Below are 14,027 nucleotides of genomic sequence, written 5' to 3'. Positions count from 1 at the left end.
CAATCCGCCTTGCTCATCTCGCGGGAGACATCGGCATGAAGGCATGGCACGACCTCGTGGGCGCCGTCGGGATCGCGGCGGCGCTGGCTTCGGCACAGGCGGCGACGCTCACGATTTCCTGCACCTCGGTGGGCGTGGACTTCGAGACCTGCAAGCGCCATTCGGCGCAGTGGGCCGCCAGGACGGGGCACACGGTGAAGGTCTTCACCCTGCCGAACTCCAGCACCGACATGCTGTCGCTGTTGCGGCAGATGTTCGCGGCCCGGTCCAGCGGCCTGGACGTGCTCAACATCGACGTGGTGTGGCCCGGCGTCTTCAAGGACCACCTGCTGGACCTGAAGCCCTACAGCAAGGGCGCGGAGAAGGACCACTTCCCGGCCATCGTGGCCAACAACACGGTGGCCGGAAAGCTGCTGGCGATGCCCAACATGGCCGACGCCGGGATGCTGTACTACCGCAAGGACCTGCTGCGGAAGTACGGCCTGCAGCCGCCGACGACGTGGCAGGAACTCCATGCCGCGGCGAGGAAGATCCAGGACGGCGAGCGCGCCGCCGGCGCCGCGGACTTCCACGGCTTCGTGTTCCAGGGCAAGGCCTACGAGGGCCTGAGCTGCAACGCGCTGGAGTGGATCAGCAGCTTCGGCGGCCAGATCGTCGATGCGGGCGGCCAGGTCACGGTCAACAGCCCGGCCACGGTGCAGGCGCTGAAGATGGCCGCGTCCTGGCCCGGCCACATCGCGCCCAAGGGGGTGCTGAACTACGCCGAGGAGGACGCGCGCGGCGTGTTCCAGAACGGCAAGGCGGCCTTCATGCGCAACTGGCCCTATGCCTGGTCGCTGAGCCAGGGCGCGGACAGCGCCGTGAAGGGCAAGGTGGGCGTGGCGCCGCTGCCGCGCGGCGGCAGCGAGGGCCGGCATGCAGCCACGCTGGGCGGCTGGCAGTGGGCGGTAAGCAAGTACTCCAAGCACCCCGAGGCCGCGGCCGACCTGGTGATGTACCTCAGCAGCCGCGAGATCCAGAAGGAGCGCGCCGTGAAGCACTCCTTCAACCCCACCATGCCCGAGCTCTACAAGGACAAGGAGGTGCTGGCGGCCAACCCCTTCATGGCCGAGATGTACGAGGTCATGCTCAACGCCGTGCCGCGGCCTTCCGCCGTCACCGGCGCCAGGTATCCCGAGGTCAGCCAGGCGCTGTGGAACACCGCGCACGACGTGCTGTCGGGCCGGCTCGGCGCCGAGGATGGCGCCAGGCGCCTCGAAGGCCGGCTCAAGCGAATCCGGCGGACCCGGTGGTGAGCGCCGCCACGACGACGGGCAGCGAGTCTTCCCATGCCGCGTAGCCTGCGCACCGACCGCATGACGCCGCTGGCCGGGCCGCGCGCATCGCGCCGGCCGCTGTCGGCGCAGCGCTCGCGCGCTGCGTGGCTGCTCCTGGCGCCGATGCTGGTCACGCTCGCGGCGGTGGCCTTGTGGCCGCTGGCGCGCACGATCTGGTTCAGCTTCACCAATGCCGACCTCAACGACCTCGACGCAACACGCTTCGTTGGCCTTGACAACTACTTCGGCGAGCTCGGGCTGTTCCTCAACCCGAACGACACCGAGGGCTTCTGGGCCAGCGACTGGGGCATCGCCATCGCCAACACGCTGAAGTTCGCGCTGGCCTCGGTGCTGCTGGAAACCCTGTTCGGGCTGGGCGTGGCGCTGCTGCTGAACCAGGAGTTCAAGGGCCGCGCGCTGGTGCGCGCCGCGGTGCTGGTGCCCTGGGCCATTCCCACCATCGTGTCCGCGAAGATGTGGGGCTGGATGCTGCACGACCAGTTCGGCGCCATCAACCACCTGCTGCTGACGGCCGGCCTGATCCAGCAACCCATCGCCTGGACCGCCGACCCGGCCTACGCCCTGTGGACCGTGGTGGCGGTGGACGTGTGGAAGACCACGCCCTTCATGGCGCTGCTGATCCTGGCCGCGCTGCAGACCCTGCCCAAGGATTGCTACGAGGCCGCCCGCGTGGACGGCGTGCATCCGCTGCGCGTGTTCTGGTACGTGACGCTGCCGCTGATCCGCCCGGCGCTGGTGGTGGCGGTGGTGTTCCGGCTGCTCGATGCGCTGCGCGTGTTCGACCTGATCTACGTGCTCACGTCCAACGACGCCAGCACCATCAGCATGTCCGGCTTCGTGCGCCGCGAGATGGTGGAGCACGGCTACATGGGCTATGGCTCCGCGGCCTCCACCGTGCTGTTCCTGGTGATCGGCCTGGCGACCGTGCTGGTCATGCGGCTGGCCCGCGACCGCCGGCTGGAGGATGCCCCATGAGCACGCAACGATCCCGCGCCGCGTCGGCGGCGATCTACGGTCTGGCCGCCCTGGTCACCCTCGTCTCGGTCTATCCCTTCCTGTACGCGCTCTCCACCTCGCTTAAGACCGGCAGCGCGCTGTTCGACCCCAGCCTCTGGCCCAGCGGCGCCAGCCTGCGCAACTACGCCTCGCTGCTCTCGGATGGCGAGCAGCCCTTCCCGCGCCACGTGCTGAACTCGATCGGCGTGTCGGTCGCGGTGGTGGCGCTGTCGCTGGCGCTGGGCGTGACGGCCGCCTACGCGCTGGGGCGCGTTTCCTTCAAGGGGCGCGGGCTGCTGCTGGGCACGATCCTGGCGGTGTCGATGTTCCCGCAGGTGGCGGTGCTGGCCGGCATGTTTGAGCTGATCCGCGCGCTGGGCCTCTACAACCGGGCCGCCGGGCTGGTGCTGCCCTACCTGATCTTCACGCTGCCCTTCACCGTGTGGGTGCTGACCACCTTCATGAAGCAGTTGCCCAAGGAATTGGAGGAGGCGGCCATCATGGACGGCTGCGGGCCGCTGCGCATCATCGGGCAGGTGTTCATGCCCCTGCTGTGGCCAGCGCTGGTGTCCACCGGGCTGCTGGCCTTCATCGCGGCGTGGAACGAGTTCCTGTTCGCGCTGACCTTCGTGCTCGACAACGACGAGCGCACCGTGCCGGTGTCGATCTCGCTCATCAGCGGGGCCAGCCTGTACGACATCCCGTGGGGAAAGATCATGGCCGCCTCGGTGCTCGTCACCTTGCCATTGATCGCGCTCGTCCTCGTCTTCCAACGCAAGATCGTCTCCGGCCTGACCGCCGGGGCCGTCAAGGGGTGACATTCATGGCCCGCATCGACTTCCGCCAGGTTCGCAAGCGCTACGCGCCGGGGCTGCCCCTGGTCATCAAGGATGCCGACATCGAGGTCGGCAGCGGCGAGTTCTGCGTCTTCGTCGGCCCTTCGGGCTGCGGCAAGTCCACGCTGCTGCGCATGGTCGCGGGGCTGGAGGACATCACGTCTGGCGACCTGCTCATCGGCGGCCAGCGCGTCAACGACCTGCCGCCGGCCAAGCGCGGCGTGGCGATGGTGTTCCAGAGCTACGCGCTCTATCCGCACATGACGGTGGCGGAGAACATGGCCTTCGGGCTGCGCACGCTGGGCGCGGACAAGGCGGCCATCGAGCGCAAGGTGAGGGCCGCGGCCGAGATGCTGCAGCTCACGCCGCTGCTGGAGCGGCTGCCCAAGGCGCTGTCCGGCGGCCAGCGCCAGCGCGTGGCCATTGGGCGGGCCATCGTCAAGGAGCCCAGGGTGTTCCTGTTCGACGAGCCGCTGTCCAACCTGGACGCGGCGCTGCGGGCGCAGACGCGGCTGGAGATCGCCAGGCTGCACAGGGACCTGGGCTCGGCCAGCATGGTCTACGTGACGCACGACCAGGTCGAAGCCATGACGCTGGCCGACAAGATCGTGCTGCTGCACGCCGGCCCGCTGATCGAGGAGCGCGGCAGCGTGGCGCAGGCAGGCCCGCCCATGGCGCTCTACCACCGCCCGGCCAGCCGCTTCGTGGCCGAGTTCATCGGCTCGCCCAGGATGAACATGCTGCCGGCGCGGCTGCTGGACGCGCAGGCCGGCCATGCCGAGGTCGAGCTGGCCGGGCAGCGCGTGCGCGTGGCCGTCGATGCGCGGCACCTGGAGCGCCAGGCCGACGTGCAAGTGGGCGTGCGGCCGGAGCACGTGGTGGTGGCCGATGAAGGCGAGGGCGCGCCGCTGCCGGCGAGCCTGCTGCACGTCGAGCGCCTGGGCGACACCTCGCTGCTCTACGTCGATGCCGGCCCGGGGCTGGACGCGCTGACGGTGCGCGTGGAGGGCGCCGCCGCGCGGGCACCGGGCGCGCGCCTGACGCTGCGGTTGCGGGCCGAGCGCTTGCACCTTTTCGATGCCGCGGGCCTGGCCTGCCGGCGCACGGTGGAGCTGCCGACATGAAGAAACCCTGGTTCAAGGAAAGCGTGGTCTATCAGGTCTATCCGCGCAGCTTCTGCGACAGCAACGGCGACGGCATCGGCGACCTGCGCGGCGTCGCGAGCAAGCTGGACTACCTCAAGGCCCTGGGCGTGGACGTGGTGTGGCTGTCGCCCGTGTACAAGTCGCCCAACGACGACAACGGTTACGACATCAGCGACTACCGCGACATCATGGCCGAGTTCGGCACCATGGCCGACTTCGACGCGCTGCTCGCGGCCCTGCACGCGCGCGGGCTGAAGCTGGTCATGGACCTGGTGGTCAACCACAGCTCCGACGAGCACCCGTGGTTCGTCGAGGCCTGCAAGGGCAAGGACAACCCCTACCGCGACCACTACATCTGGCGCCCGCCGCGCGACGGCGCCGAGCCCAACAACTGGGCCTCGGCCTTCGGCGGCTCCGCCTGGACCCTGCACGAGCCCACGGGCGAGTACTACCTGCACCTGTTCTCGAAGAAGCAGCCCGACCTGAACTGGGAGAACCCGAAGGTGCGCCAGGAGGTGTACGCGCTCATGCGCTTCTGGCTGGACAAGGGCGTGGACGGCTTCCGCATGGACGTCATCAACATGATCTCCAAGGCGTCGGGCCTGCCCGATGCGCCCGTGACGGCGCCGCAGCGGCGCTGGCAGCCGCCGGGGCCGCTGGTGTTCCACGGGCCCCGCCTGGGCGAGTTCCTGTGCGAGATGAAGAGCGAGGTGCTCTCGCGCTACGACCTGATCACCGTCGGCGAGGCCCCCTGCGCGACGCCCGAGCACGGCGTGCAGCTCACGCACGAGGAAGAGGGTTTCCTCAACATGCTGTTCCAGTTCGAGCACGTGGACCTCGACGTCGATCCCGCGCTCGGCCTGGGCAAGTGGGGCCTCAAGGCGCTGGACCTGCGCGACCTCAAGGCCTCGATGTCGCGCTGGCAACGAGAGCTGCATGGCCGCGGCTGGAACAGCCTCTACCTCTCCAACCACGACCAGCCGCGCCCGGTGTCGCGCTTCGGTGACGAGGGGCGCTGGCGGGTGGAGTCGGCCAAGATGCTCGCCACCTTCCTGCACCTGCTGCAGGGCACGCCCTACGTCTACCAGGGCGAGGAGCTGGGCATGACCAACGTGCGCTTCGGCTCCATCGCCGAGTACCGCGACATCGAGACGCTGAACCTGTGGCGCGAGGCGGTGGAGGAGCGCGGCATGGAGCCGGCGCAGGTGATGGCCGCCATCCACGCCAAGAGCCGCGACAACGCGCGCACGCCCATGCAGTGGACCGACGGCCCCAATGCCGGCTTCAGCACCGGCACGCCGTGGATCGGCGTGAATCCCAACCACCGCGAGGTGAACGCGCGGCAGGCGATGGCCGACCCGGATTCGGTGTTCCACCACTACCGGCGGCTGATCGAGCTGCGCCGCACGCTGCCGGTGGTGGTGCATGGCCGCTACGAGCTGCTGCTGGCCGGGCATGCGCAGATCTACGCCTACACGCGCACGATGGACGACGAGCGGCTGCTGGTGATCTGCAACTTCAGCGCTGGCACGCCGCGCTGCGAGCTGCCCAGGGACCTGGTTTTCGACGCAGGGGAGCTCCTGATCGCCAACTACCCCGTCGATGCCGGCGAGGACATCCGCGGCTTCAGCCTGCGCCCCTACGAGGCGCGGGCCTACCGGCTGCGGTCATCGAGAATGGCTTGAGGCGGCGCGTCAATCGCGCTCATGTGAGCCTGGTTGCAGTTTCAACAAGATCGCGACTGATGCCTGGTCGGGGCTGAACTGGCGACGCCATACAGCTGCCATGACCAAATGTCATGACAGTGCGACAAATGGGAAGTACTTGAATCTCCGCTCGGGAAGCACTATTGCAGGCGACCCAAACCTTCTGGAAAAGAGATGACCGTAGTTCAAACTTTTGCCGACTTCGGCGCCGAGTTGACCGCCAGTTCATTGCCTGGTGATGTGGCGTACCACGCCAAGCGGGCGGTCATCGACTGGTACGCGGCTTTGCTTCCCGGAGCCGTGGCGGCGCCAGCGAAGTTGATGGAGCAGGCCCTGGTGGACGACCTTGACCGTGGCCGGGCGCGGCTGGCGCTGGGACGGCCTGCCACTGCTCGAGCGGCTGCGCTGGTGAACGGCACTGCTGCGCATACCGTCGAAGTCGATGACATCTACAGGGAAGCGATCTACCACCCAGGAGCGCCCACGATCGCAGCCGCCCTGGCCGTTGGCCAGGAACGTGGCTGCAGCGGTGCGCAGTTCCTGAAGGCCGTCGTGGCCGGCTATGAAATTTCCACCCGCATTGGCGCAGCGATGGGACGCACTCACTATCGCTATTGGCACAACACGGGCACGGTGGGCACCTTCGGGGCCGCTGCAGCGGCCTCCTCCCTCTACCAGCTTGACGCGACACGGTTTGCACACGCGCTGGCGACTTGCGCGACTTTCGCTGCCGGTCTGCAGCAGGCCTTCCGCTCGGACTCCATGTCCAAGCCATTGCATGCCGGGCGGGCTGCGGAAGGCGGACTGCTCGCAGCCCAGTTGGCAGGCGCTGGCGTCACCGGATCGTTGGACGTGGTCGATGGCGAAGCGGGTATTGGCCGCGCCATGAGCGACGGCCCCGACTGGACAGCAGCGACGCAGACGCTTGGAACCAAGTTCCACATCAACAGCATGACTTTCAAGAATCATGCTTGCTGCGGGCACACATTTGCACCCATCGACGGCGCGCTCGCGCTGCAAAGGCGCATGGGCGTGACACCAGCGCAGATTGCCCACATCCGCATCGCGACGTATGGCCCAGCCCTCGAAGTGGCGGGAAACCCGGCGCCAAGCACCGCGGCAGAGGCGCGCTTCAGCATTCCCTACGTGGTCGCGACGGCCCTGGTGCACGGCAGTGTGCGGCTGTCCGCATTCGAGCCGCTGCGGCTCGACGACCCAGCCACACGCGCATTGATGGAGCGCATCAGCCTGGAAATCGACCCCGAACTGGACAAGCGTTTCCCCGGACAGCGTGCGGCACGCGTTGTCATCGAAACGCGCGATGGCCGCAAGGAAGAGTTCTTCCAGCCAACACGCAAGGGAGACCCCGAGCAGCCTCTCTCCGACGATGAGCTTGGCGAGAAGTTCATCGAGCTTGCGTCGCCCGTCCTGGGCAGCGATGGTGCGCGATCACTGCTCAAGCGGCTCTGGGAACTCGACAGTGCCACGTCCATCGCTGATCTCGTGCCGTAACCTGTAGGTGCAGGCACAACGCTGGATGGTGTGCCATGCGTGGCGATGGGCGCCATCGCACCATCCGGGTAGCCGCGCGGCTCGGAAAGAAGCTCACTGGCTCAATGCATGTCGGAGCTGGCGGCCACGAAGCTGGCCGCACTCTCCAGCAGCCATTCACGAAACGCCGTGACCTTCTTGGAGGCCCGCTGCACTTCGGGCCGCACCAGGTAGTGGCCCTTGTCGCGCTGCAACGGCCGGCCGAAAGGGCACACCAGCTGGCCTGACTCCAGCTCGGCCCGCAGCAGGGCCGTCTGGCCCATCGCGATGCCCAATCCATCCTTCGCGGCCTGCCAGGTCAACACCGAGCTGCTGAAGCTCATGCGCTCCGCCACCTCGGCGCAGGCCGCAAGACCCGTGGTGGACAGCCAGTCGTCCCAGTCCGTGCGCCGGTAATGCGACACCAGCAGGCGCTGGCCCAGCACCTGCTCGGGATGCCGCGGGTCAGGGGCATGCTCCGCCAGGAACCCAGGCGAGCACACCGGTTCGATCTCATCCAGGAACAGCAAGTCCGTCTGCGTGCGGGGCCAGCGGCCGTCGCCGTACTGGATCGCGACATCCACGGGATCCCGGGCGAAGTCGACGTCGGGCACCGCGGTGGTGATGCGCACGTCGATGTTCGGATACAGCCGCTTGAACTCCGGCAGCCGCGGGATGAGCCATTTGGCGGCGAACGTCGTGTAGGTCCTCACACGCAGCGCACCCTGGCTCGTGCCTTTCACCAGGCGCTCCGTGGCGTTGGCAATGGCCTCGAACGCCGGAACGATCTCGCTGGCAAACGACTGCCCGACCCGGGTCAGCACGACGCCGTGACGAACGCGCTTGAACAGCTCGACCCCCAGGTATGACTCCAGCGTGCCGATCTGGCGGCTCACGGCCGACTGGGTGACGTGCAGTTCCTGCGCCGCCGTCGTGAGGTTCTGGGTGCGGGCCACGACCTCGAAAACGCGCAGCGGGTTCAACGGTGGAATTCGCCTGGCCATGACGGGAAGAGAAACTGTGCAGTCATTTCCCCGCAATGATGTCATGACAAGAAGTCAGTCCTCTTGAATGCACGCAAGCAGGCTCGCTACGCCTCAGACATGACTTTTTTTCATCGCACCGCGTGCAATGCGAAGTTCTCGTTTGCGGCGCCCGGGATCAAGATTCCGTCACACGAATCGCGTTGTCCAGGAAACCGCCATGAACTTTGAACTGAGCGAAGAACACCAGGCTTTTGCCGACTCCGTTGCCCGTTTTGCGCGTGACAAGCTCGCCGCTGGAGCACTCGAACGGGCCCACTCGCCGCATTTCCCCTGGGAAACCGCGCAACTGCTGGCCGAGCAGGGACTGCTGGGCATTGCCTTCCCGGAAAAGGATGGCGGGCAAGGCGGCACGCTGATGCACGCGGTGCTGGCGATCCAGGAAGTCGCCCTGGTGTGCCCCAAGAGCGCGGACATCGTGCAGGCGGGCAACTTCGGCCCCATCCGTACCTTCGTGGAGTACGCGTCTGCCGAGCAGAAGGACCGCTTCCTGCCCGACCTGCTGGCCGGCAAGAAGCTGATCGCGCTGGGCATGAGCGAGCCCGAAGCCGGCTCCGCCGTGACCGAGCTGCGCACGACGGCCCGCATCGAGGGTGACGAGGTCGTGATCGACGGCAGCAAGGTGTTCTCGACGCACAGCCCCGAAGCCGACCTGTTCCTCATCTACGTGCGCTTCGGCCCCGGCGTGGGCGGCATCGGCTCGGTGCTGGTGGAGCGCGGCACGCCGGGCTTCCAGGTGGGCACGCCCTCGGCGTTCATGAGCGGCGAGACCTGGAGCCAGCTGTACTTCGAGAACTGCCGCATTCCGAAGAAGAACATCCTGCTGGGCGAAGGTGGCTTCAAGAAGCAGATCTCCGGCTTCAACGTCGAGCGGCTGGGCAACTCGTCGCGGTCGCTGGCGCTGGGCCGCCACTGCTTCAACCTGGCCCGCGAGCACGCGATGACGCGCAAGCAGTTCGGCCGCGAGCTCTGCGAGTTCCAGGGCATCCAGTGGAAGTTCGCGGAGATGAAGCTCAAGCTCGAAGCCGCGCAGCTGATGCTCTACAAGGCCGCCCTGGAAGGCGAACATGGCCTGCCCTCGGCGCAGAGCACGGCCCTGGCCAAGCTGGCCTGCAACCAGGCCGGCTGGGACGTCGCCAACGAGGCCCTGCAGGTGATGGGCGGCACGGGCTACAGCCAGGAATCGATCGTGGAGTACTGCGTGCGCCGCATCCGCGGCTGGATGATCGCCGGCGGCTCCATCGAGATGCTGAAGAACCGCATCGCCGAAGGCGTGTTCGAGCGCACCTTTTCGCAGCGCCCTCCCAAGGCGCAGTGACGCTGGCTGAACCCTCAACAACAGGAGAAGACCATGGTTTTTCGCATGACCTGCCTGCTGGCCGCCGCCTCGCTGAGCGTGTGCGGCACGGCCCAGGCCCAGAACCCGGCAGCCAGCTATCCGACCAAGCCCGTGCGCATCGTCGTCGGCTACCAGGCCGGCGGCCCGACCGACGTGGTGGCGCGGCTGCTCGCCTCGCGGCTGCAGGCACAAACGGGTCAGCCCTTCATCGTCGAGAACAAGGCCGGCGCCGGATCCAACCTGGCTTCGGAGGTGGTCGCCAGTTCAGCACCCGACGGGTACACGTTGTTGTTGGCAGCGGCCCCGATCACCATGGCCAGCTTTGTCTACAAGGGCCTGAAGTGGGACGTGCAAGGCAGCTTCGAGCCGATCTCCATGGTGATGTCGGCGCCCGCCATCCTGGCCGTTGCGCCGCACCTGCCGGCCAAGAATGTGCAGGAGCTCGTCGCCCTGGCCAAGAAGAAGCCCGGCGAGTTGACGTTCGGCTCGACGGGCAACGGAGGAACTCACCACGTGGCTGGTGAAATGTTCAAGCAGCGTGCCGGTATCGATCTCATCCATGTGCCTTACAAGGGCGCGGCCGGTGCCATCCAGGACGTCATGGCGGGCCATGTGTCGCTGTCCCTCATGACCTCGGTCTCGGCCGTTCCGTTCATCAAGGACAACAAGGTCCGCGCCCTCGCCGTGGCGGCGCCCAAGCGGCTGCCGCAACTGCCCAACGTGCCGACGATGGCGGAAGCCGGCATGCCTGGCTTTGAAGTGGACAGCTGGAACGGCTTGCTCGCTCCCAAGGGCACCTCGCCCGCGATCGTCGAGAAGCTGCACGCCGAAGTCGTGAAGGCGCTGGCCGACGCCGAGATGCGCGCCAAGCTCATCGACCAGGGTGCCATCGTGGTCGGCAGCTCGCCCGCCGACTTCAAGGCGCACATCCGCAAGGAAGTCGACCACTGGGCCAAGCTTTTCCCGACGATCAACGTGAAGATCGACTGAAGATGACTACCGCAACCATCCACGGCGCTGTCCTCGCGCAGGCCTTGCTCAACCCCGCCAGCATCGCGCTCGTCGGCATTTCCGACGACGCGTCGAAGACCGCGGGCCGTCCGCTGAAGTTCCTGCGTGCAGCCGGCTTCAAGGGCACCATCTACCCGATCAATCCGAACCGTGCCACCGTCCAGGGCGAGAAGGCGTATGCCGACCTGGCGTCACTGCCGCAGGTCCCCGACCACGTCTTCGTGCTGACCCCCACCGAGAGCGTGCTCGGCATCGTCGAGGAAAGCGCGCGGCTGGGCGTGAAGGTGGTCACGGTGCTGGCCAGCGGCTTCTCGGAGTCGGGCCCGGAAGGGGCGCAGCGCGAAGAGGCGCTGCGCGAGATCAGCCGCCGGACCGGCATCCGCGTGCTCGGCCCCAGCAGCCTGGGCGTAGTCAAGCCGGGCAACGGCCTGGTGCTGACGGCCAACGCGGCTTTTGCCGAGCCCGATCTGCCCAGCGGCCGCGTGTTCGTGGCCTCGCACAGCGGCAGCATGATCGGCTCGCTGGTGTCGCGCGGCAAGGCGCGCGGCATTGGCTTCGCCGGCCTGGTGTCCGTGGGCGGCGAGGCGGACCTGAGCGTGGGCGAGATCTGCGCCGCCACGCTCGACGATCCGTCGATCGAGGGCTACCTGCTGTTCCTGGAGAGCCTGCACCACGGCGACAAGCTGCGCGCCTTCGCGGTCGAGGCGGCCAAGCGCGGCAAGCCCGTCATCGCCTACAAGCTCGGCCGTTCCGATGCCGCTGCCGAGATGGCGGCGACGCACACCGGCGCACTGGCCGGCGAGGACGACGTGGCCGACGCCTTCCTCAAGGACCTGGGCATCGCCCGCGTCGGGATTCTGGAAGCGCTGCTCGAAACGTTCCCGCTGGCCAAGCGGCTGCAACTGGGCGACATGGCCCGCGCGCCGCGGCGCGTCGGTGTCGTGACCACCACCGGCGGCGGCGCGGCCATGGCCGTGGACCAGCTCGGCATCCGTGATGTCATCGTCGAGCCGCCCTCGCAGGAAACGCTCGCGCGGCTCAACGCCGCGGGCATCGCCGCGTCGCCCGGCCGTGTGCTGGACCTGACCCTGGCGGGGACGAAGTACGAGGTGATGAAGAAGGCGCTCGACGTGCTGCTCGACGCCCCCGAGTTCGACCTGGTGCTGGCGGTCGTGGGCTCGTCGGCCCGGTTCCAGCCGCAACTGGCGGTGCGCCCGATCATCGACAGCGCCCACAGCGCCAAGCCGCTGGCGGCCATGCTCGTTCCCGATGCTCCCGAAGCCCTGGCCCAGCTCACGCAAGCCGGCGTTCCCTGCTTCCGCACGCCGGAAGCCTGCGCCGATGCCATCGCCTCGGTGTTCGCCAGGCGCGTGCCCGGCGTCCAGCCCCTGGCGGGCCGCGACGCCGGCACCCCCGGACACGCGCTGAGCGAAGCCCAGGCCTACGCGGTGCTCGACAAGCTCGGCGTCCCGCATGCGCCGGCCGTGACCTCCGGCCTGTCGCAGAAGGCGCCCGCGCTGCCCTTCGACTTCCCGGTGGTGGCCAAGGTCTGCTCGGCGCAGATCCCGCACAAGACCGAGGTCGGCGGCGTGGTGCTGGGGATCCAGAACGCGAGCGAGCTGCAGGCGGCGCTGTCCACGCTCAAGACGAACCTGGCCGAGCGTGCGCCCGGCGTGGCGTGCGACGAGGTCCTGATCCAGCCGATGCGCAAGGGCTTGACCGAAGTGCTCATCGGCTACCGGATCGATCCGGAGGCCGGCCCGCTGGTCATGCTGGCCGCCGGCGGCATCTGGGCCGAGGTGGCGCGTGACCGCAGCATCCGGCTGGCGCCGGTGAGCCTGGAAACCGCCCGGGAGATGATCTCGGAGGTCAAGGCGCTCAAGACGGTGGCGGGACTGCGCGGCAAGCCGCGCGGCGATCTCGACGCGCTGGCCCGGGCCGTCTGCGCGCTGTCGCAACTGGCGGTGAAGCCGGAGCTGCGCATCGCCGAAGCCGAGGTCAACCCGCTGATGGTCATGGCCGAGGGGCAGGGCGTCCTCGCCGTGGACGCGCTGATCCTGCAGTCGTGAGATGGGATGCCGCCGTGTCTGTTCAACCCATGCACACACCGGACACCCTGGCGCAGCTGGAGGCCAGCGCGCACCGCAGCCAGGTGGCCTACCGGGACCGCGGCGTCTGCTGGCGCCGCTGGGGCCAGGGCCCGGCGCTGGTGTTGATCCACGGCGGCCACGGCAGCTGGATGCACTGGGTCAGGAACATCGCGGCGCTGGCACGGCACTTCACCGTGCTGGTGCCCGACCTGCCCGGCTTCGGCGACTCGGACGATCTCGGGCACGACGCCCATTCGCCGGATCGCATGGACCACCTGATCGATGCGCTGAGCGCCACCCTGGACACCATGCTGGGCCGCCATGCCCCCGTCTGTGTGGCCGGCTTCTCGTTTGGTGGCCTCGTGGCGGCCGAGCTGGCAGCGCGCCGAGGCGGCGTGCGCAAGCTGGCCCTGATCGGCCCGGCCGGGCACGGAGGGGTCCGCCGCCAGAAAGTCGACCTGGTGGACTGGCGCACGCCCGACCCGGCCCAGAGGCGCGCCAGGCTGCGGCACAACCTGGCGGCGCTCATGCTGCATGACCCGGCGGCCATCGACGAGCTGGCCATGGCCGTGCACGAGGCTTCCTGCGTGCGCACCCGGTTCCGCAGCAAGGCCCTGTCACGCACGAACGGGCTGCATGGCGCGCTGGAGCGCTACGCCCATCCGGCGCTGCTGATCTGGGGCGAGCACGACGTCACCGCCGTGCCGGACGAGGTTGCGTCGCAGCTGGCACAGCTCGGCCCCGACCGCGAGTGGTGCGTGATACCCGGTGGCGGCCATTGGGTCCAGTACGAGCGCAGCCATGACGTGAACCAGTTGCTCAAGGCCTGGTTCCTGTCCCAAGAAGGAGATATGCAATGAAAGTTCTGGTCCCCGTCAAGCGAGTCGTTGACTACAACGTCAAGGTTCGCGTCAAGAGCGATGGCACCGGTGTGGACACCGCCGGCGTGAAGATGAGCATGAACCCCTTCGACGAGATCGCCGTCGAGGAAGCG

General features: G+C 68.1%; 11 protein-coding genes and 1 pseudogene. 11 read left to right on the top strand and 1 reads right to left on the bottom strand.

Annotation, left to right across the window (positions count from 1 at the left end):
- The first annotated feature begins 35 nt into the window (after nucleotides 1–35).
- From Q0741_RS21090 to Q0741_RS21065, 6 genes are all read left to right on the top strand, one after another.
- Nucleotides 36–1,295 carry an ABC transporter substrate-binding protein gene (locus Q0741_RS21090; protein WP_298235156.1) on the top strand — a complete coding sequence of 420 codons (1,260 nt, stop codon included), beginning with the start codon at nucleotides 36–38 and terminating at the stop codon, nucleotides 1,293–1,295.
- 33 nt (nucleotides 1,296–1,328) lie between these two features.
- A complete protein-coding gene (locus Q0741_RS21085; RefSeq protein WP_298235155.1) occupies nucleotides 1,329–2,312 on the top strand; it encodes a carbohydrate ABC transporter permease in 984 nt (327 codons plus the stop codon).
- Nucleotides 2,309–3,151: a carbohydrate ABC transporter permease gene (locus tag Q0741_RS21080; RefSeq protein ID WP_298235154.1), complete on the top strand. Its 843-nt coding sequence runs from the start codon at nucleotides 2,309–2,311 to the stop codon at nucleotides 3,149–3,151. The genes Q0741_RS21085 and Q0741_RS21080 overlap by 4 nt, the downstream gene beginning before the upstream one ends.
- Nucleotides 3,152–3,156: 5 nt before the next feature.
- Nucleotides 3,157–4,293, top strand: a complete 1,137-nt coding sequence (locus tag Q0741_RS21075) for an ABC transporter ATP-binding protein (RefSeq protein WP_298235153.1) — start codon at nucleotides 3,157–3,159, stop codon at nucleotides 4,291–4,293.
- Nucleotides 4,290–5,999, top strand: a complete 1,710-nt coding sequence (locus tag Q0741_RS21070; RefSeq protein ID WP_298235152.1) for an alpha-glucosidase — start codon at nucleotides 4,290–4,292, stop codon at nucleotides 5,997–5,999. The genes Q0741_RS21075 and Q0741_RS21070 overlap by 4 nt, the downstream gene beginning before the upstream one ends.
- A 195-nt stretch (nucleotides 6,000–6,194) precedes the next feature.
- The gene (locus Q0741_RS21065; RefSeq protein ID WP_298235151.1) at nucleotides 6,195–7,532 is read left to right on the top strand and encodes an MmgE/PrpD family protein; all 1,338 of its coding nucleotides are present in this window, start codon (nucleotides 6,195–6,197) and stop codon (nucleotides 7,530–7,532) included.
- A gap of 101 nt (nucleotides 7,533–7,633) precedes the next feature.
- On the opposite strand, the gene gcvA is transcribed toward Q0741_RS21065, so the two are convergent.
- A complete protein-coding gene (gcvA, locus tag Q0741_RS21060) occupies nucleotides 7,634–8,554 on the bottom strand; it encodes a transcriptional regulator GcvA (protein ID WP_298235172.1) in 921 nt (306 codons plus the stop codon).
- Between the two features lie 199 nt (nucleotides 8,555–8,753).
- Between gcvA and Q0741_RS21055 the strand changes: the two genes are divergently transcribed.
- The 5 genes and pseudogenes from Q0741_RS21055 to Q0741_RS21035 all read left to right on the top strand — a co-directional run.
- Nucleotides 8,754–9,911, top strand: a complete 1,158-nt coding sequence (locus tag Q0741_RS21055; protein ID WP_298235150.1) for an acyl-CoA dehydrogenase — start codon at nucleotides 8,754–8,756, stop codon at nucleotides 9,909–9,911.
- A 132-nt stretch (nucleotides 9,912–10,043) separates the two neighbouring features.
- Nucleotides 10,044–10,922, top strand: a complete 879-nt coding sequence (locus Q0741_RS21050) for a tripartite tricarboxylate transporter substrate binding protein (protein WP_298235149.1) — start codon at nucleotides 10,044–10,046, stop codon at nucleotides 10,920–10,922.
- 2 nt (nucleotides 10,923–10,924) lie between these two features.
- Complete coding sequence (locus Q0741_RS21045) at nucleotides 10,925–13,012, top strand: acetate--CoA ligase family protein (RefSeq protein WP_298235148.1); 2,088 nt, start codon at nucleotides 10,925–10,927, stop codon at nucleotides 13,010–13,012.
- Nucleotides 13,013–13,026: 14 nt separating this feature from the next.
- Nucleotides 13,027–13,893 (top strand): alpha/beta fold hydrolase, encoded by an 867-nt coding sequence (locus tag Q0741_RS21040; protein ID WP_298235147.1) that lies wholly within the window; start codon nucleotides 13,027–13,029, stop codon nucleotides 13,891–13,893.
- Nucleotides 13,890–14,027, top strand: a pseudogene (locus tag Q0741_RS21035) (electron transfer flavoprotein subunit beta/FixA family protein); the annotation flags it as partial. The gene Q0741_RS21040 and the pseudogene Q0741_RS21035, both read left to right, overlap by 4 nt.

Source organism: uncultured Azohydromonas sp. (assembly GCF_937926365.1).
Lineage (GTDB): Bacteria > Pseudomonadota > Gammaproteobacteria > Burkholderiales > Burkholderiaceae_C > Azohydromonas.
The sequence above is the reverse complement of the archived record's forward strand: the minus strand, read 5'-3'. Positions and strand labels throughout refer to the sequence as shown.

What these genes read in the sequence shown, in the direction of transcription:
- Q0741_RS21090 (WP_298235156.1), top strand. Translation starts at nt 36, where the DNA reads ATGAAGGCATGGCACGACCTCGTGGGCGCCGTCGGGATCGCGGCGGCG.
- Q0741_RS21085 (WP_298235155.1), top strand. Translation starts at nt 1,329, where the DNA reads ATGCCGCGTAGCCTGCGCACCGACCGCATGACGCCGCTGGCCGGGCCG.
- Q0741_RS21080 (WP_298235154.1), top strand. Translation starts at nt 2,309, where the DNA reads ATGAGCACGCAACGATCCCGCGCCGCGTCGGCGGCGATCTACGGTCTG.
- Q0741_RS21075 (WP_298235153.1), top strand. Translation starts at nt 3,157, where the DNA reads ATGGCCCGCATCGACTTCCGCCAGGTTCGCAAGCGCTACGCGCCGGGG.
- Q0741_RS21070 (WP_298235152.1), top strand. Translation starts at nt 4,290, where the DNA reads ATGAAGAAACCCTGGTTCAAGGAAAGCGTGGTCTATCAGGTCTATCCG.
- Q0741_RS21065 (WP_298235151.1), top strand. Translation starts at nt 6,195, where the DNA reads ATGACCGTAGTTCAAACTTTTGCCGACTTCGGCGCCGAGTTGACCGCC.
- gcvA (WP_298235172.1), bottom strand. Translation starts at nt 8,554, where the DNA reads ATGGCCAGGCGAATTCCACCGTTGAACCCGCTGCGCGTTTTCGAGGTC.
- Q0741_RS21055 (WP_298235150.1), top strand. Translation starts at nt 8,754, where the DNA reads ATGAACTTTGAACTGAGCGAAGAACACCAGGCTTTTGCCGACTCCGTT.
- Q0741_RS21045 (WP_298235148.1), top strand. Translation starts at nt 10,925, where the DNA reads ATGACTACCGCAACCATCCACGGCGCTGTCCTCGCGCAGGCCTTGCTC.